16 protein-coding genes are annotated in these 16,552 nt (G+C 67.0%); 4 read left to right on the forward strand and 12 right to left on the reverse strand.

All coding sequences use genetic code 11. The features are described 5' to 3' along the window. Positions 1-151 precede the first annotated feature (151 nt). Positions 152-571, forward strand: coding sequence for a hypothetical protein (locus CEX87_RS02355; protein ID WP_174523534.1), 420 nt, complete (start codon positions 152-154; stop codon positions 569-571). Between the two features lie 27 nt (positions 572-598). Here the strand turns inward: CEX87_RS02355 and helR are convergent, their stop codons facing one another. Beyond that, complete coding sequence (gene helR, locus CEX87_RS02360; RefSeq protein WP_233151228.1) at positions 599-2,773, reverse strand: RNA polymerase recycling motor ATPase HelR; 2,175 nt, start codon at positions 2,771-2,773, stop codon at positions 599-601. An 81-nt stretch (positions 2,774-2,854) separates the two neighbouring features. On the opposite strand from helR, the gene CEX87_RS02365 reads away from it, so the two are divergent. Continuing rightward, complete coding sequence (locus tag CEX87_RS02365) at positions 2,855-3,874, forward strand: Rv2578c family radical SAM protein (protein ID WP_094285772.1); 1,020 nt, start codon at positions 2,855-2,857, stop codon at positions 3,872-3,874. 8 nt (positions 3,875-3,882) lie between these two features. Here CEX87_RS02365 and CEX87_RS02370 read toward each other — a convergent pair whose 3' ends face one another. The 4 genes from CEX87_RS02370 to CEX87_RS02385 form a co-directional block, all read right to left on the reverse strand. Beyond that, positions 3,883-5,145: an acyl-CoA dehydrogenase family protein gene (locus CEX87_RS02370; RefSeq protein WP_064428418.1), complete on the reverse strand. Its 1,263-nt coding sequence runs from the start codon at positions 5,143-5,145 to the stop codon at positions 3,883-3,885. Then, positions 5,142-6,290, reverse strand: a complete 1,149-nt coding sequence (locus CEX87_RS02375; protein ID WP_233151231.1) for an acyl-CoA dehydrogenase family protein — start codon at positions 6,288-6,290, stop codon at positions 5,142-5,144. Before CEX87_RS02375 ends, CEX87_RS02370 begins: the two co-directional genes overlap by 4 nt. 73 nt (positions 6,291-6,363) lie before the next feature. Continuing rightward, a complete protein-coding gene (locus tag CEX87_RS02380) occupies positions 6,364-7,587 on the reverse strand; it encodes an amidohydrolase family protein (RefSeq protein WP_094285774.1) in 1,224 nt (407 codons plus the stop codon). 110 nt (positions 7,588-7,697) lie between these two features. Next, a complete protein-coding gene (locus tag CEX87_RS02385; protein WP_094285848.1) occupies positions 7,698-8,348 on the reverse strand; it encodes a TetR/AcrR family transcriptional regulator in 651 nt (216 codons plus the stop codon). Between the two features lie 77 nt (positions 8,349-8,425). On the opposite strand from CEX87_RS02385, the gene CEX87_RS02390 reads away from it, so the two are divergent. Continuing rightward, on the forward strand, positions 8,426-9,310 hold the full coding sequence (locus tag CEX87_RS02390) for an acyl-CoA thioesterase (protein WP_064395394.1): 885 nt from the start codon (positions 8,426-8,428) through the stop codon (positions 9,308-9,310). A gap of 85 nt (positions 9,311-9,395) precedes the next feature. Here the strand turns inward: CEX87_RS02390 and CEX87_RS02395 are convergent, their stop codons facing one another. From CEX87_RS02395 to ypfJ, 5 genes are read right to left on the reverse strand one after another with little or no spacing between them, the layout of a single operon-like run. After that, the gene (locus CEX87_RS02395; RefSeq protein WP_064395395.1) at positions 9,396-10,223 is read right to left on the reverse strand and encodes a mycofactocin-coupled SDR family oxidoreductase; all 828 of its coding nucleotides are present in this window, start codon (positions 10,221-10,223) and stop codon (positions 9,396-9,398) included. A gap of 13 nt (positions 10,224-10,236) precedes the next feature. Further along, the gene (locus tag CEX87_RS02400; protein WP_064395396.1) at positions 10,237-10,983 is read right to left on the reverse strand and encodes an SDR family oxidoreductase; all 747 of its coding nucleotides are present in this window, start codon (positions 10,981-10,983) and stop codon (positions 10,237-10,239) included. Between the two features lie 57 nt (positions 10,984-11,040). Beyond that, a complete protein-coding gene (locus tag CEX87_RS02405) occupies positions 11,041-11,715 on the reverse strand; it encodes an MBL fold metallo-hydrolase (RefSeq protein WP_064425977.1) in 675 nt (224 codons plus the stop codon). Between the two features lie 40 nt (positions 11,716-11,755). Further along, the gene (locus tag CEX87_RS02410) at positions 11,756-13,414 is read right to left on the reverse strand and encodes a DUF885 domain-containing protein (RefSeq protein WP_068197315.1); all 1,659 of its coding nucleotides are present in this window, start codon (positions 13,412-13,414) and stop codon (positions 11,756-11,758) included. Further along, positions 13,407-14,297 (reverse strand): KPN_02809 family neutral zinc metallopeptidase, encoded by an 891-nt coding sequence (gene ypfJ / locus CEX87_RS02415; RefSeq protein WP_094285776.1) that lies wholly within the window; start codon positions 14,295-14,297, stop codon positions 13,407-13,409. Before ypfJ ends, CEX87_RS02410 begins: the two co-directional genes overlap by 8 nt. On the opposite strand from ypfJ, the gene CEX87_RS02420 reads away from it, so the two are divergent. After that, entirely contained in the window at positions 14,296-15,834 is a 1,539-nt protein-coding gene (locus CEX87_RS02420) for a carboxylesterase/lipase family protein (protein ID WP_094285778.1), read from the forward strand. The two genes, ypfJ and CEX87_RS02420, sit on opposite strands and share 2 nt — an antisense overlap. A gap of 66 nt (positions 15,835-15,900) precedes the next feature. On the opposite strand, the gene CEX87_RS02425 is transcribed toward CEX87_RS02420, so the two are convergent. Next, positions 15,901-16,401, reverse strand: a complete 501-nt coding sequence (locus CEX87_RS02425; protein WP_064395400.1) for an SRPBCC family protein — start codon at positions 16,399-16,401, stop codon at positions 15,901-15,903. A 33-nt stretch (positions 16,402-16,434) separates the two neighbouring features. Then, on the reverse strand, positions 16,435-16,552 hold a 118-nt coding region (locus CEX87_RS02430; protein WP_142301067.1), incomplete at its 5' end, for an integrase core domain-containing protein.

The following is a 16,552-nucleotide window of genomic DNA, read 5'->3' on the forward strand; positions in this document are numbered from 1 at the left end:
GTGGTGTTTCTGGGAAATGTCTGCGTGTGACGAACAAATTAACCTGTGACTTCTCCGCAGGTCGTGTGCCGTTCAGCGGCGCATGGAAGGCGCTCGGCAGCGGCGGTGCCGCGGCTGTAACGGTTTGATACCGTCCGGCGATGTGACGAACATGCGAACAGCTATAACCAAGGTCGGGGCGGCTCTCATGGTGGCGGCGGCGTCAGTCGCGGTCAGCCATGCGACGGCGAATGCCCAGTCGGAAGGCCACGTGGTCCGGTACACGCTGACGTCAACGGCTCCTGCCGACTTCCAACTCAACTATCTGACGGCTCAGCCTCCGAACAAGGAGGCCTACAACGCCGACGCGTATGCGTACCTGAAGAAGGAAGAAGTGGTTCTGCAGCCGGGCGTGCCGTGGGTGTTCGAGACGACGATGGCCGACCCGCAGTGGGCGATCCTCACCGCGAGCACGGGCGTGCACGCCATGCAAGCCTCCCCGAATCCGCACTGCGAGATCGCGATCGACGGTGAGGTGGCGGTGCAGCAGGACGGCACCTACACGGTGCAGTGCCAGCTCAGCCAGTGGTGACTGCACCGCGGTAGGTATCGCGGCCGCTCAGTCGGCCACGCTCTGGAGCTCGGACAATTTCAACGTGGGTGGCAGCGGCTCGGTGTGCAGCACACCGAGCCGCTGTGTCGCGCGGGTGAGCGCGACGTAGAGGTCGGCCGCCCCGCGAGGACCGTCGGCCAGGATTCGGCCCGGCTCGACGACGAGAACCGCGTCAAACTCCAATCCTTTGATCTCCGACGGTGACATGGTCCCCGCCATTCCCGCAGGCCCGATCACGACGCTGGTCCCGTCGCGGCTGTCTTCGTCGCGCCGGAACTCGTCGATCGCGTCGGGTAGTTCGTCGGTTTCGATGAGGCGCGCCCATGGCCGAACACCGCATGCGCGAACGGATTCGGGTGGCCGCACGTCGGGTGCGAACTCGGCGAGCAGGCCCGCGGCGATGTCCATGATCTCGGCGGGCGTGCGGTAGTTCACCGACAGCGGCCGATACACCCAGCGCCCGGGCACATACGGATCGAGCATCGAGCCCCACGACGTGGCGCCCGCTGCTGATCGGCGTTGCGCCAGATCGCCCACCACGGTGAAGGACTTGCTGGGACACCGACGCATCAGCACCCGCCAGTCCATCTCCGAAAGCTCCTGCGCCTCGTCGACGACGACGTGCCGGTATGTCCAATCACGGTCTGCCGCAGCACGTTCAGCGAGGGCACGGTTGTCGCGCTCGACGAACCGCTCGGCGAGGTCTTCGGCGCCGATGAGGTCGGTGGCGAGCAGGTGATCCTCGTCGGCCATCAGGTCCTCGCGGGCCACCATCAGGTCCAGCACGCCGGCGGCGTACGCGGCCTCCTCCTGCCGCTGAGTCTCGGCCGCGGGGTCCGGTTTGATGCCGCCCAGCATGTCGACCAGCTCGTCGAGCAGCGGCACGTCCGACACCGTCCAGGCATCGCCTTGGGCGCGCAGCAGGGACTCGTCGGCGCCTACGGCGCTGAGTCGTTCAACCGATTCGTAGAGCCCGGCCAGCAAGGCCTCCGGTGTCAGCTGTGGCCACAGCTCGTCGAGGGCGGTGTTGAACGCGTCGTGGTCACCGAGTTCGTCGAGAAGCTCGGCGCGCAGGTGTTCCCACGCCGCCTTGTCGTCGCGGGTCAGCCAGCCCTTGCCGATGCGGGCGATCGCCCGCTCGGTGAGCGCCCAGGTGATGACGTCGACGAACACCGCGCGCGCGTCGTTGTGCGGCAAGCCGCTGTCGCGGGCTTCCTGGATCGCCCACTCGGCCGTCTCGGCATCGATCCGCACCGTGACGTCGGCCAGCTTGATCGGCACCGGTTCTTCGGGGACCCGTTGCCGGTCGGCGATCGCCGCGGCCAGCACGTCCAAGATCGTCAGCGACCCCTTCGCCCGTGCCGCGTCGGGAGTGTCCTCGGCGGTGACCCGCAGGCCGGGAACGAGGTCACCGGTCGTCATGAACACGACGTTGGTCTCACCGAGCGAGGGCAGCACCCGGTCGATGTGCCGTAGGAACGCGGTGTTCGGGCCGATCACCAGCACGCCGTGGCGTTCCATCCGCTCCCGCTGCGTGTAGAGCAGGTAGGCGACACGGTGCAGTGCGACGACGGTCTTGCCCGTGCCCGGGCCGCCCTCGATCACCAGGACGCCCGGGTGCTCGAGCCGGATGATCTCGTCCTGTTCGGACTGGATGGTCGCGACGATGTCGCGCATGCCCTCGCCGCGGGGCGCGTTGACCGCTGCGAGTAACGCGGCGTCACCCTGCGCACCTTCGGTGGGCCTGCCCAGGGTCTCGTCGGTGAAATCGGTGATGCGACGCCCGATGGAGTGGAACTGGCGCCGGCGGCGCATGCCCTCGGGGTGGGCCGCGGTGGCGACGTAGAACGGGCGCGCCGCGGGAGCCCGCCAGTCGAGAAGCAGCGGCTCGTACTCGTTGGCCTCGTCCAGCAAGCCGATACGACCGATGTAGAGACGATCGCCCGTGACGCTGTCCAGCCGACCGAAGCACAGCCCGTGGTCGGCCACGTTGAGCCGGTTCATCCGCTTGGCCACCGCGCGCACCTCGGCATCACGGTCGACCAGTGAGCCGCCGTCACCGCGCAGCGCCGCGTCGTAGTGCGCCCGCACCCGTGCGCGTTCGGCGTCGAGTCGCGCGTACAACCCGTCGATGTAGCGCTGCTCGGAGCGCAGCTCGTCCTCGTGGCTCTCGCTCGCCACATCGCCCCCAATTTCTGTCCTGCAAAGCGCTCGCGCGCGTCGACCTTGACAACCCATCGAACGTGAGTTCGAATCGAGTGTATGCGGTGGGATGGTCAGGGTGTCGGCGTCGACGACGGTGCGCTGCCCGGCCTGCAGCGTATCGGTTTCGTGCGCAGCGTGCGGACGCCGCAGTTCGAGGGCATCACATTCCACGAAGTGCTGTGCAAATCGGCGCTCAACAAGGTGCCCAACGGGGCCATGCTGCCGTTCCGGTTCACGGTCAACGGCTACCGCGGATGCTCGCACGCCTGTCGCTATTGCTTCGCGAGGCCCACGCACGAATATCTCGATCTGGACTCCGGCAGCGACTTCGACAGTCAGGTCGTGGTCAAGACCAACGTGGCCGACGTGCTACGCCGCGAACTGTCGCGGCGGTCGTGGCAGCGTGAGACGGTGGCGTTGGGCACCAACACCGATCCCTACCAGCGGGCCGAGGGCCGCTATGCGCTCATGCCCGGGATCATCTCGGCCCTGACCGATTCCGGCACCCCGTTCTCCATCCTCACCAAGGGCACGCTGCTGCGACGCGACCTGCCGCTGATCCGCGAGGCCGCCCGTCAGGTCGACGTCAGCGTGGCGGTTTCGCTCGCCATCGAAGATCCCGTGCTGCACAGGGAAGTCGAACCGGGCACACCGTCGCCGCATGCGCGGCTCGGGATGATCGCCGCGATCCGCGACGCCGGTCTGGACTGCCATGTGATGGTGGCGCCGGTGTTGCCGCATCTGACGGACTCGGCCGAGCATCTCGAGGCGCTGCTCGCCCAGATCGCGGCGGCGGGCGCCACCGGTGTCACCGTCTTCGGCCTGCACCTGCGCGGTTCGACACGCGGCTGGTTCATGAACTGGCTGGCCGGCTCGCACCCGGAGCTGGTGGGAAAGTACCGCGAGCTGTATCGCCGCGGCGCCTACCTGCCGCAGGACTATCGGAAGATGTTGCACCACCGGGCGGCACCGCTTGTCGCCAAGTACGGCCTGGCGCCCGACCGCCGGTCGATCCGCGCCGCGGCCACACCGCCCGCGCCTGTACCCGTCCCAGCGTTGCAACCCACCCTGTTCTGAGAAAAGGGTCAGCTCCTGTTGCGCTTGACCTCCTTGAACGGCACGTCGCGGTCGGCGGCGGGTTCGCGGGGGAAGCCGAGCACGCGCTCGCCGATGATGTTGCGCGCGATCTCGGTCGTGCCGCCCCCGAGGGCGGCGGCTTGGCGCGACAGGTATCGCTCGCCGTGACGGATCAGCACACCGTCGACGTCGACCACACCCGCGCTGCCGGTGATCGCCAGCGCCGTGTCGAACTCGACGTGATGGACGTCGGCGTGCGCGATGCGGATGATCGACCCGGCGGCCGGCGGTAGCGAGCCGTCGAGCACACCGTGGTAGACGTGGTCGATCAGCTGCTCGCGAACGGTCCGGTGCACCAGCGCGCGCCCGGCCATCTCCTGAAGCCGCGCGTTGTCGGCCTGACCGGCCTTCTCTAGCAGCTCAACGTAATTGGTCGGGACATCGGATTTGCCCTCGGCGCCGATCCCGCTGGCGAACTCCGATCCGCCGCCGACCGCGCGCCGCTCGTGGTACAGCTGCCGGGAGGCGACGTGCCAGCCCGCGTCGACCTCGCCGACCACGGCGTCGTCGTCGAGTTCGAGGTTGTCGAAGAACTCCTCGCAGAACTCGACGGAACCGTTGACCTGCTTGATGCGGCGCAGCGTGATGCCGGGGCTGTCGATGGGCACCAGGAACATCGTCAAACCCTCGTGCTTGGGCACGTCCCAGTTGGTGCGTGCCAGCATCAACCCGTAGTCAGCGGCGAAAGCGCTCGTGCTCCAAGTCTTTGCCCCGTTGATCACCCACTTGTCGCCTTTGCGGTCGGCGCGGGTGATCACACCGGCGAGGTCGGAGCCGCCGCTCGGTTCCGACAGCAGCTGCACCAGCACCTCGTCGCCGCGCAGCGCCGCGGAGATGTGCTGTCGTTTCTGCTGTTCGCTACCGGTGTCGAGGATGGTGGCCGCGCAGATCGTGAACGTCGGGGTGTTGAGGATGATCGGCAGCTCATATGCACGCGAGACCCTGTCGAACGCCTTCTGGTAGGCGATCGGCAGACCGAGCCCGCCGTACTCCTTGGGGAAACAGATGCCGGCGAATCCGCCCTCCCACAACCGCTTCTGGAGTTCCCGCGCGCGCAGCCACGGCTCCTCTTCACCGCGGTCGTGTTCGGGGGGATTGTTCGGATCGATGGGCGGCATGTTCTCCGCCAGCCAGGCTTCGGCTCGAGCGGCGAACTCCTCGACCGACTCCGTGGTGGCGGTCGCGGCGGGGGCCGACGTGGTCTCGGTCATGACGCATGCTCCAGGTTCTTGGTGAGCGAGTAGACGCGCAGGTTGTGCTCCTCGGGAGTGCCGAACATCGAGCGGCTCAACGTGGTTCGTCGCAGGAACAGGTGCAGGTCGTGTTCCCACGTCACCCCGATGCCGCCGTGCAGCTGCACGCACAGCTGCAACATGCCCGGTGAGTATTCGCCCACGTACGATTTCGCGACGCTGACGGCCATCGCCGCACCGGGCGTCCGCGCGGCCACCTCGGCCACCGCTGCGTTGGTCGTGGCACGGCATCCTTCGAACCAGATCTTCAGGTCGGCGTACTTGTGCTTGAGCGCCTGATACGAGCCAAGGGGGCGACCGAAGGAAAGCCGGTCGAAACCCCACTGAATCGTGAAGGCCAGCACCGTATCCAGGATGCCGACCACCTCCGCGCACTGCAGTACGCACGCGATCTGGGTCTGCCGCTCGATCAAGGCCGGTGTCTGGTCGGCGGTGCCCACCGCGGCGCCCGCATCGACCTCGACCCCGTCGAAGTGCACGCGGGCGTAGGTCTTGACCATGTCGATCGAGCGCTGCGGCTCCACGCGCACACCCGGTGTGTCGGCGGGTAAGAGGAACTGCCGGATACCGTCGTCGGATTGTGCTGTGACCAAGAACAATGCGCTGTCGGCGCCGGCCTCGACCCGGTCCTTGACCCCGTCGATACGGAACCCGGTCGCGGTGGCGGTGGCGGTGACGGTCGGCGTCAGCGGTGACCACTGCTGCCCGGGCTCGTAGACCGCCCAGCTGGCCACCGTCTCACCGGCGACCAGCGCCTCGATAGTGTCCTCGTGGCCGGCGGGCGCCTCCACCAGTCCGGCGAGCACGGTGCTGACCGGGTGCAGCGGACCGGGAGCGACGGTCTTGCCGGCGATCTCGGCGACCAGCGCCAGATCCTTGACTCCCTCCCCGGAGACGCTGCCGCCGCCCAGTTCCTCGGGAACCAGGAGGCTGGTCCAGCCCAGTTCGACGGCGCGACGCCACCAGTCGGCGTCGAACGAGCTTCCGGCGTCGTGCATCTCGCGTATCCGACTCAGCGGCACTTCCTTTTCGAGGAACGACTGCGTCGTCGAGGCAAAGAGCAGCACCTCGGGATTCGTGCCGTTGTTCGAGCTATCGGTCACGGGCTCTCTTTCGTAATCGTGCGAACGTGCGTGTCGACGCATCGACACGCACGTTTCGCGACGGCGCCTGAACTCAGGCGGGGATGACGAGCGCAGGCACGTCGGGGTTGTGGACGATCTCGTTGGGCACCTTGAACAGGTCGATCATGTTGCCGCCCATGACCTTCCGTTGGCCTTCCTCGTCGAGGCCCTGCAGGTCGTCGATCAGATGGGTCGGCTCGGCCAGCCCCTCCGGGTGCGGCCAATCCGACCCGAAGATCACCCGGTCGACGCCGATGAGGTCGGCCATCTTGGCGAAGTCGTCCTCCCAGAACGGTGCGACATACACCCCACGCTTGAACGCCTCGATCGGGTTCTCGGGGAACTCCTGCGGCATCTTCTTGTAGACGCCCTCGAACTGCTTGAACAGGTACGGCACCCAGTCGGCGCCGTTCTCGATGGACAGGATCCGCAGATCGGGATTGCGGGTCAGCGCGCCGTGGCACACCAGCGCGGCCATCGAGTCCTCGATCGGCCGCTTGCCCATCGACACCATCCGGAACGCGGTCGGCTTGAACGGCAGGTACTCATCGGCCGGTTCCCAGTCGTTGAGGTACTCGGCGTAGCCGGAGTCCGAGGCGTGCATCGACACCGGAATACCGGCCTTGACGCAGGCGTCCCAGAACGGGTCGAACTCGGGCAGCCCGAACGACCGCGTGCCGCGCACACCGGGCACCGGCGCCGGCCGGACCAGAACCGTCTTGGCGCCGCGCTCCAGACACCATTGGAGTTCTTCGAGCGCGCGGTCGACGATGCCGAGGTTGATCACCGGGGTGGAGAAGATCCGGTCCTCGTAGTTGAACTGCCAGGTCTCGTACATCCACTCGTTGAGCGCGTGGATGACGTCGAGGATCAGTTCCGGATCGTCCTTCATCCGCTCCTCGACCAGGCTGGCCAGGGTCGGGAACATCAGCGAGTAGTCCAGGCCGAGGCCGTCCATGACCTCGAGTCGCGCGGCGGGTTCGCGGAAGGCCGGAATCGCCTTCATCGGCTTGCCCATCACCTCGCGGAAGCTTTTGCCACCGCTGCCGTGCTTGAAGTACTCCTCCTGGGCGCCCGGGCGCGCGACGACCTCGAAGGTCGGGTTCGGGATGTAGTCGCTGACCTGGTTGCGCACCATGATCTTGGTCCGTCCGCGCACCTCGATGTAGTCGATGACGTGCTTGCGGTGGTCCGGGAGGAACTTGGTCAGCGCCTCTTTGGGCTCGTAGAAGTGGTTGTCCGCGTCGAACACGGGATACGGAAGCTGGCGTGTCATGTTCGCCTCCTGCAAGTCTGATTGGCTGTTAGTGGTAATGACATTACCACTTTGGGACCAGCAGAAACACCGGCGTCGGAGAAGCCTGTTCTCTGCCGGTGCGGCGCAGGTCAAGCGTTGTTGTCCGGGCCGGTGAGCCCGCTGAGGCAGAAGTCGTAGATGTCGTCTGCGCCGACCGGTATGCCGCTGAGTTCCGCGCCGAGCACCTGCAGCCGGATCGCGCCCAGCGACGACTGCATGATCAGCGCGGCCCGGGCGTCGACGTTGAGGTCCGGCCGGAAGACGCCCTCGGCGATTCCGCGGTTGATGATGTCCTTGATCAGCTCGTAGACCGGTGAGAGCACGCGCGAGTATTCGCGCGGCAAGGTCTCGGCGAGGCGGTCGTTGTAGTTGGTCAGACCGCGGTTGACCTTGTCCTGGGTGGTGGTCTCCGGCGGAGTGCAGATCCGATCGATGAGCACGCGAAGGGCCGCCGCGGCAGGCAGGCCGGCGGTGTCCTCGCGCCAGCGGCGCGTCGACTCGGACATGATCTTGTCGACGAGTGCGAGCAGCAGTTCGTCCTTGGTCGAGAAGTGCTGATAGAAGGACCGCAGCGACGTCTTCGACCGCTCGACGACCTCGAGCACGGTGAAGTCGGTGCGTCCGGTCTCGCCGAGGATCGCCAGCGCCGACTTCATGAAGCGCTTGGGCCGGGGGTCGCCATCGGCGGCGTCGGCCAGCCGTGTGGCGCCCGCGACGGGGCGCCCGCTCGGCTTGGCCATGGTCGTCACCTTCCGGCTCGAGATCGACTGGTAACGACGTTACCGCTTTTGTAGAAGCTCGGTTACTGTTCCTTGTCATGACGACAGACTCAGCGCAACAACAGTGGACCGTCGACACCCTGCTCGACCTGTTCGACGTCCGCCAGGACGGGGACAACCGATTCATCGCCGAGACCGGGCCCGCCGGTGAAGAGGACCGGCAGGTCGTCGAGGGCACCCAGGTCCTCGCCCAAGTGATCGTGGCGGTGGCCAAGCGGTTCGAGGGCAAGTCGGTGCGGTCAGCGCATGCGGTGTTCTCGCGGGCGGTCATGGTCGCGGCAGGTCCGGTCGAGTTGGAGATCGACGTCGTCAACGAAGGCCGTTCCACCGCAACCGCTGTCGTCGCGGCCAAGCAGAACGGCAAGCGCTGCATCACCGTCACCGTGCTGACCGACGTCCCGACCGACGACGTCATCCGGCACGCCGTCGCCCGTCCTGAGGTGAAGTCGCCCGCCGAGGCGAACGACGCGCGCATGGCCATGGCCGGCCGCGAGATCCGGCTGGTCGATGTCGTCGACGTCAACAGCCCCGACGAGGTCGGCCCACCGGAACTGTACGCCTGGGTGCGCTACGACAAGACCCCCGACCGCGATGAGCTCGCCAAGGCGCTCGTCGCGTATCTGACTGGACACCTTGGTATTTCGACGACCATGCGCGCCCACGAGGGCATCGGCACCGCGCAGTCCCACGTCACCGTGTCGACCGCACCGATGACGGTGTCCGTCAGCTTCCACGAACCGTTCGCATTCGACGGGTGGCTGCTGTACAGCCACGAGAGCACGCAGGTGGGCGCGGGCATGTCGTATGTCCGCGGAACCGTGCACACCGAGGCCGGTGAGCTCATCGCATCGTTCACCCAGGACGCGTTGATCCGGCCGCTGCGCACCAGCGACACGGCGATCAAGGAGCAGTCGCGCCTGTGACAAGGCCGGTGCCCGCTCACCGAAACTGAACTTCTGCACGAAGTTTCGGCCGGATTTGACGCATAAGCTCAGAGTCGCGGCAAGCTCAAATCTTGAGATAGCCTTTGTCGGCGGGGATTTGAGCCGCGGTCAGCAGCGACGAGGCGTCGCTGGCCAGCCAGACGACGATGTCGGAGATCAGATCCGGGTCCGCCAGTGACTCTGTCGGCAGCGCGCCGGGGGAGAAGCTGTGGATGTAGGTCTGGTGGTCGGCGAAGACCTGCCACATCGACGTGTCGTTGCCCATCGGGGTGTCGGTGCCGTACGGATGCACCGAGTTGACCCGGATGCCGAACTCGCCGAGTTCGACCGCCAGCGAGTTGGTGAGTCCGACGACGCCGAACTTGCTGGCGCAGTAGTGACCGCACCCGGGAACGGCCTTGATGCCGGCTGCCGAACTGATCGTGATGATCGAGCCGCCGTTGCCCGCCTCGATCATCGGCGGCACCGCGGCCTTGATCGTGTTCCACACACCGGTGAGGTTGACGTCGAGGACTTCCTGCCACTGTTGCGCCGAGATCTCCCACAGCCGACCCCAATTCATGACACCGGCGTTGGCGACGACGATGTCGAGGCGGCCGAACTGTTCGATTGCGTCGGAGACCACCCGCTGCTGTCCGGCGAGGTCGCGGACGTCCACCCGGTCGGCGACGATCTTGCGGCCCTCGCCCTCGACGAGGCTGACCGTCTCGGCGAGATCCTCCGGGAGTGCAGGCGGATAGCCGTTGTACTCGGCGACCGGACCGCACGCGTCGATTGCGACGATGTCGGCGCCGGCGCGTGCCAACCGCAGGCAGTGCGAACGCCCCTGTCCGCGAGCGGCGCCCGTCACGTAGGCCACTTTTCCGGCGAGCGGGGTATCGGGGTTGGTCATCAAGTTCTCCTGATCAGTTGGCGCCGGCGGCGAGCCAGTCGTCGAACGTCGTCGGGGCGATGCGCGCATTCTCGCCCGGCAGCAAAACATTTCCCGACATCGACAACCCGAACATGCCCGACCAGGTCGGCACCAGCTTGACCTGTTTGCCCCTGGCGGCCAGCGTCCGGCGGGCCATGTCGACGAGGTCTTGTGGCTCTGGCCCCGCGACATCCACATACCGGCCCTGCGGTTGGCCGACGGCGACCTCGGCGAGAACCTCAGCGATGTCGTCGGGCGCGATCGGTTGCACGAGCAACGGCGCGATGGTCGACACCCCGTCTTGTTCGAACCAACCGGCGACCATGGCCGCGAAGTCGTGAAACTGGGTGGCGGGCACGATCGTCCACGGCACCGGTCCGTCGGCGACGAGCCGCTCCTGTTCCCGCTTACCCGAGTAGTGCGCATTGCCTTCGATGTCGCGGATGCCGACGATCGACAGCAGCACATGATGGCCGACGCCCGTGCGCTGTTCGGCGGCGAGCAGGTTGCGTGTGGTGGTGCCGAAGTATTCGATGGTGCGGTCACGATCGGTGGGTGGTGCGCTGATGGCGTCGACGACGGCCTGCACACCGGTGAGGGCGGCGTCCAGACCTTCACCGGACATCAGGTCGACCCCGTGTGAGCGGCTGATGGGGACGACCTCGTGACCGTCGCGCTCGAGCGCGGCGGCGGTGCGGGCGCCGATGTTTCCCGTCGCACCTGCGACTGCAATGCGCATGAGTGTCTCCTTTGGCCAGTCGTGACGGTACTCGCTGGGCGATTCGGATGGAGCCGGTCACGTCAACGTGGCCGCGACCTCGCGAAGCCGGACGCCCGCGCCGGTGACGATCGGCTCGCCGTGACCGAAACACGCGGTGTGGATGTCGAGCGCGGCAAGGCGGCGGAAGGACGCCACCGTGCGCGCACGGTCCTGGTTGAAGGTGCCGAGCATGAGCGTGCCGACGTTGGCGATGGTGTCGCCGGTGAGCAGCACGCCGTGATGTGGCAGATGAATCGCGATGCTGCCCTCGGTGTGACCCGGTATCGACAGGATCTCGGCGCCGCCGCCGAAATCCAGCATGTCGCCGTCGCGCAGTTGCCGGTCGACGGGAACGGGCTCGGCCGCATCGGGCAATCCTGCTGCGACACGCGCGTGGATCGGCACCTCCCAGTCCTCGAACACCGGTGGGGGCAGCGCAGCTCCGTCGCGAATCGCGGCGGCATCCCCGGCGCCGGCGACAACCGGGGCACCGGTCGACCTGTGGAGTTCGGCGGCCGAGCCGATGTGGTCGACGTGTCCGTGCGTCAGGATTATCCGATCGATTGCGGGCACCGCCTCGGCGATGGCTGCGCCGGATCCCGGTGCCCCGGTGTCGATCAGCGTGACCGAGTCACCGTCGCGCCAGGCGTAGACCTGCCACCCGTTGACGACGAGCATGGTGAGGTTCGGCGTGACGGCCACGGAATCCATGCGTCCACGCTAGGGCGTACGAGTGGGCAGTGAAAGGGGCTCAGCCGGAGGCGAAATCGCGCGTCATCGCGGACCGGAGCACGTCGAGCGGTAATCCGCCGAGATCCAGGGCGCGATCGTGGAACTCCTTGAGCGACACACCCCGGCCCAGCGTCTCGTCGCGCAGCCGTTGCCAGATTCGCTGGCCGATCGCATACGACGGCGCCTGGCCCGGCCAGCCGAGGTAGCGGTCGAGTTCGAACTGCAGGTGCTCCTCGTTCATCGCGCTGTGCGAAACCAGGAATTGCCACGCCTTGTCGACATCCCACAGGGTGCCGTCGGGTGCGGTCATACCGCAGTGCACGCCGATGTCAATTACGACGCGCGCGGCCCGAAAGCGTTGTGCATCAAGCATTCCGATGTGGTCGCCGGGATCGTCGAGCCAACCGAGTTCGGCCATCAGCCGTTCGGCGTAGAGCGCCCAGCCCTCCCCGTGGCCCGACACGAAACAGCCCAGTCGCCGCCATCGGTTGAGTTGGTCGGCGCGCACGACAGCGCGCCCGATCTGCAGATGGTGTCCCGGAACGCCCTCGTGGAACACCGTCGTCGTCTCCTGCCACGTGTGGAAGGTGTCGATGCCGTGCGGGACCGACCACCACATCCGACCGGGCCTGCTGAAGTCTTCCGACGGACCGGTGTAATAGATGCCGCCGGTGTGAGTGGGCGCGATCCGGCACTCCAGCTGGCGCAGTGGTTCGGCGATGTCGAAGTGCGTGTCGGCGAGAGCCTCGACAGCGCGGTCGGAGAGGTCTTGCATCCATACCTGCAGTGCGTCCACGCCGTGGATGAGGTAGCGCTCCTCGGTGTCTAGGCGCCGCAGGGCGTCCGCGATCGACGTTCCGGGGTACAACTGCTTGGCGAGCTTCTCCTGTTCGGCGACAATGCTTTCCAGCCGCTGAAGGCCCCACTCGTATGTCTCGTCGAAGTCGACCTCGGCGCCGAGAAAGGAACGCGAGCACAACCGGTAGGCCTCGCGGCCCACCGCGTCCTCGAGGCGCGCATGTGGTGCGATCTCGTCTCCGAGAATCCTGCCGAGTTCGCGGTAGGCGTTCGCTGCGTTGGCCGCGTGTTGTTGCAGTTCGTCGTGCAGCGTTGCGTTGTCGGGGACTGCGGCCGCGACCATGTCTACCAACAGGTGCTGGATGCTTGCGGACTGCTCGATGCCGCGCGCGACCTGGCGCACCGCGGGGGGATGGCCGGTGGTGGTCGCGGTCCGCAGCGCATCGGCATATCCGGCGACACGGTCGGGCACCTGCGAGAGTCGGCGTGCGATCACCGCCCAGTCGTCGTCGGTGTCCGTGGGCATGAGGTCGAACACATCGCGCATCGACTGTAGCGGGGATGCGATTACGTTGAGTTCGCCCATATCGAGCCCGGCGTCGTTGATGTCGATCACGATGCCGAGGCGCTCGCGCATCGCCGCCACCGTCACCTCGTCGACAGCGTCCTCGGCGGTGACGTTGCCGAGTTCGCGCAGTGTTCGGCGCGCGGCGTCGGCACGTGCGGCGACACCGTCGGGGGAGTAGTCGGTGATTTTCTCGTCGTAGTTGCGGTCGTGGCCGGTGATGCCCATTTCGGTTGCCGCACAAGGGTCGAGCTCGGCAAGAGTGTCGAGATAGCGTTCGGCGACGGCATCGACGGCCGTTGGCGTCCTACCCAAGGTCGTTCGTGGAGAACGTGTCGCAGGCCTGCGGATCACCGGTGCGGTAGCCCTCGGTGAACCACTTCTGCCTCTGCGTGGCCGATCCGTGCGTCCACGCCTCGGGGTTGACCCGGCCGGTGGTCTGCTTCTGGATGCGGTCATCGCCCACCGCGGCCGCGGCCGACAGCGCGTCGGCGATGTCCTTGTCCGTCAACGGCTGAAGGAACGTGACGTCGGTGCCTTCCTGCTTGGTGATGGCGGCGTAGTGCGCCCACACCCCCGCGTAGCAGTCGGCCTGCAGTTCAGTGCGCACGCCGCCGCCGGTCGGACCCGCGGCGCCGGGCCCCTGCGACTGCCGAAGCGCGCCGGTGAGGTTCTGAACATGGTGACCGTACTCGTGTGCGACCACGTACTCCTGCGCCAACGGGCCGCCGCTGGAACCGAATTGGTCGCGCAGCACGTCGAAGAACTCGACGTCGAAATAAGCGGTCTGATCCGCCGGGCAGTAGAAGGGGCCGACCTCGCTGGTCGCCGGGCCGCAGGCCGTGTTGACGCTGTTTTTGAAGAGATGAACGCCGGGCCGCGTGTAGTCGGGCATCAGTTGTGGCCAGATCGCGTCGAGCGAGTTGCCGGTCGCGAGCACGCGGCACTGGGGGATCGCGTTTGCGTCCGCGCCGGTTTTGCACTGGCTGAGGTCGAAACCCGGCGCCTGCACACCCTGACTGTCGTACTGGCCCTGCTGAGGCACCGTGCTGGGGTCAACGCCGAGGAACAACGCCACTATGAGGACGAGCAGGCCGCCGACTCCGCCGCCGACGGCGATGCCGCGACCGGGGCCGCCTCCGCCACCACTGGACGAGGCGGTGCTGGTGTCGATTCGCATACCTTCGTTGAAGGTCATGACGTTCAGCTTTGCACACTACGATTCGGTCGTGGCCACCGTTCTCGGACATCCGGTCATCGTGCATACCGACCTAGGTGATCTCCGCGGCACGACCGAGGGCGGCGTCGGGGTCTGGCGAGGCGTGCGGTATGCCGAGCAGCCGGTTGGCGACCGCCGGTTCCTCGGTCCCGACCCGAAGCGGCCGTGGACAGGCGTGCGAGACGCGATCGAGCACGGGCCGCTGCCCCCGCAGGGCAAGTCGTTCGTCGGCGGCGGCCGCGACGATCCCAAGGCGCGTGACGAAGCCTGCCTGACCTTGACGGTGTGGTCGCCTGACACCAGCGCGTCGCTTCCGGTGATGGTCTGGATCCCCGGCGGCGCGTTCGTGTTCGGTGCCGGACAGTTCCAGCTCTACAACGGCTCGCGGCTGGCCGCCAACGGCGACGTGGTCGTCGTCAACATCACCTATCGGATCGGCGTCGTCGGTGGCTTCGAACTCGGCGACCTCGGCGACGGGTTCGACGACAACCTGGCCCTGCGGGACCAGATCGCCGCATTACGGTGGGTCCGCGACCACATCGCGGCCTTCGGCGGTGATCCGTCCCGCGTAACGGTGTTCGGTGAGTCCGCTGGCGGCACATCGGTGCTCGCGCTGATTGCCAGCCCCGCCGCCGACGGTCTGTTCAGCCGCGCGATCGCCCAGAGCCCGGCGCTGCCGTTGATCGCCGATCGCGAGCTGCGGGCCGAGCAGGCACGCGAGTTCGTGCGCCGACTCGGCGTACCGGTCTCGGAGATCAAGCGGTTACCGCAACGCGAGCTGCGCCGCACGGCGGGCAGGCTGCAACTCGAAAGCGCCGCGCGCACGCCGACGTTGGCCTACGGCTTGACCTACGGCGTCGACCTGTTGCCGCGTCACCCCGTGGACGCCGCGCGCGCGGGAACTCTGCGGCGGGTGCCGTTGATCATCGGAACCAACAGCCACGAAGCGTCGATGTTCGCCTGGACCAAACCGCCGATGCTGCCGACCACCCAGGCGTCCGTGGAGGCCTACTTCGCCCGCGTCGCGCCCGACGCCAGACAGCGCATGCTGGCCGCGTACCCGCACTATCCGCGCCGAAGGGAGTTGCTGGCGTTCGCCTCCGACGTCATGTTCGGCGGTCCGGCGTGGGCGTTCGCCGATGCCTACAGCGCACACGCCCCGACCCACATGTACCGCTTCGACCATTTCGGCTTCAGCCTGCGCATGCTCGGCCTCGGCGCGACCCACGGCAGCGAGATCGTGCACATCCAGCACAGCTACGCGTCATATCTCGGGCGCAAGATCCACCCGCTGGGGCGGCGGCTGCAGCCTGCGGTCGGGCGACGCATGCAACGGGCCTGGCTCGACTTCGCTTCTCAGGGGTGGGACACCGGCGAGATCCACTGGTCCAACGGACACGACTGGCCCGTCTACGACACCGAACGGCGCTGCACCCGCATCATCATGAGTGCGCGCGACACGGTGGTCTCCGACCCCGACGCCCAGCGCCGCGAAGCCTGGGCTGGCCTGTACTAACCGCGAAATGGAATTCCAGCAGCGAAAGTGCGAGTAGACGCCTGCTGGAATGCAATTTCGCGGACTTCAGACCCCGAAGCGCTTAGCGGAGTAGTCGCGCAGGTTGTACAGGAACTTCTGGAACAGCCAGCCCATCACCGGCCCGCCGAGCGTCATCCCGATCCGGGCGGCGGCGCCGTTGGGCTTCATCGCCATCACCCACGTCAGGTGGCAGCCCTGCGCCGTCCGCACCACCCGGTAGTCCTCGGCGAATGCGCCGATACTTCCCGTCGAGGCCTCGTTGAACCGAAAAGCCATGTGGCTGTAGGGTTCCCAGGCGAGAAATTCCTCGTCGCCGACGATGCCGCCGCGCATCTTCACCGTTCGGGTGGCGCCGACGCCGCGTGGTTCGGGGCTCGTCCACGTCACCTCGGTGATCACGGAGGCCCAGCAAGGCCACGACTGTGCGTCGGCGAGCACCTCGAAGAGCTGCTCGGGCGTGATCGCGAGGTCGACGGTGCTGACGAACCGGAATGGCGCGTTCTCGACGAAGTCCAGGTCGACGCGTTCACATTGCTGCATGGGCATACACAGTAAAGGACGCTGTCTAGTTGTACCGGGTCATGAGGTTGGTGTCAGTCGGCTTATCGGTGGGAGGCCGCCGAGTGCGCTGTGACGTCGTTGAGTGTTGTAGTAGTGGAGCCAGGGGGCAAGGGCTGCGGCGCGCTGGCTATTGGAG

Origin of the sequence: Mycobacterium lehmannii (assembly GCF_002245535.1) — a bacterium.
GTDB classification, from domain to species: Bacteria; Actinomycetota; Actinomycetes; order Mycobacteriales; family Mycobacteriaceae; genus Mycobacterium; species Mycobacterium lehmannii.

Bases quoted from the DNA above. Each gene is read 5' to 3' on its own strand.
- CEX87_RS02355 (WP_174523534.1), top strand. From the start codon at position 152: ATGCGAACAGCTATAACCAAGGTCGGGGCGGCTCTCATGGTGGCGGCG.
- CEX87_RS02365 (WP_094285772.1), top strand. From the start codon at position 2,855: ATGCGGTGGGATGGTCAGGGTGTCGGCGTCGACGACGGTGCGCTGCCC.
- CEX87_RS02370 (WP_064428418.1), bottom strand. From the start codon at position 5,145: ATGACCGAGACCACGTCGGCCCCCGCCGCGACCGCCACCACGGAGTCG.
- CEX87_RS02380 (WP_094285774.1), bottom strand. From the start codon at position 7,587: ATGACACGCCAGCTTCCGTATCCCGTGTTCGACGCGGACAACCACTTC.
- CEX87_RS02385 (WP_094285848.1), bottom strand. From the start codon at position 8,348: ATGGCCAAGCCGAGCGGGCGCCCCGTCGCGGGCGCCACACGGCTGGCC.
- CEX87_RS02390 (WP_064395394.1), top strand. From the start codon at position 8,426: ATGACGACAGACTCAGCGCAACAACAGTGGACCGTCGACACCCTGCTC.
- CEX87_RS02395 (WP_064395395.1), bottom strand. From the start codon at position 10,223: ATGACCAACCCCGATACCCCGCTCGCCGGAAAAGTGGCCTACGTGACG.
- CEX87_RS02400 (WP_064395396.1), bottom strand. From the start codon at position 10,983: ATGCGCATTGCAGTCGCAGGTGCGACGGGAAACATCGGCGCCCGCACC.
- CEX87_RS02405 (WP_064425977.1), bottom strand. From the start codon at position 11,715: ATGGATTCCGTGGCCGTCACGCCGAACCTCACCATGCTCGTCGTCAAC.
- CEX87_RS02420 (WP_094285778.1), top strand. From the start codon at position 14,296: ATGACGTTCAGCTTTGCACACTACGATTCGGTCGTGGCCACCGTTCTC.
- ypfJ (WP_094285776.1), bottom strand. From the start codon at position 14,297: ATGACCTTCAACGAAGGTATGCGAATCGACACCAGCACCGCCTCGTCC.
- CEX87_RS02425 (WP_064395400.1), bottom strand. From the start codon at position 16,401: ATGCCCATGCAGCAATGTGAACGCGTCGACCTGGACTTCGTCGAGAAC.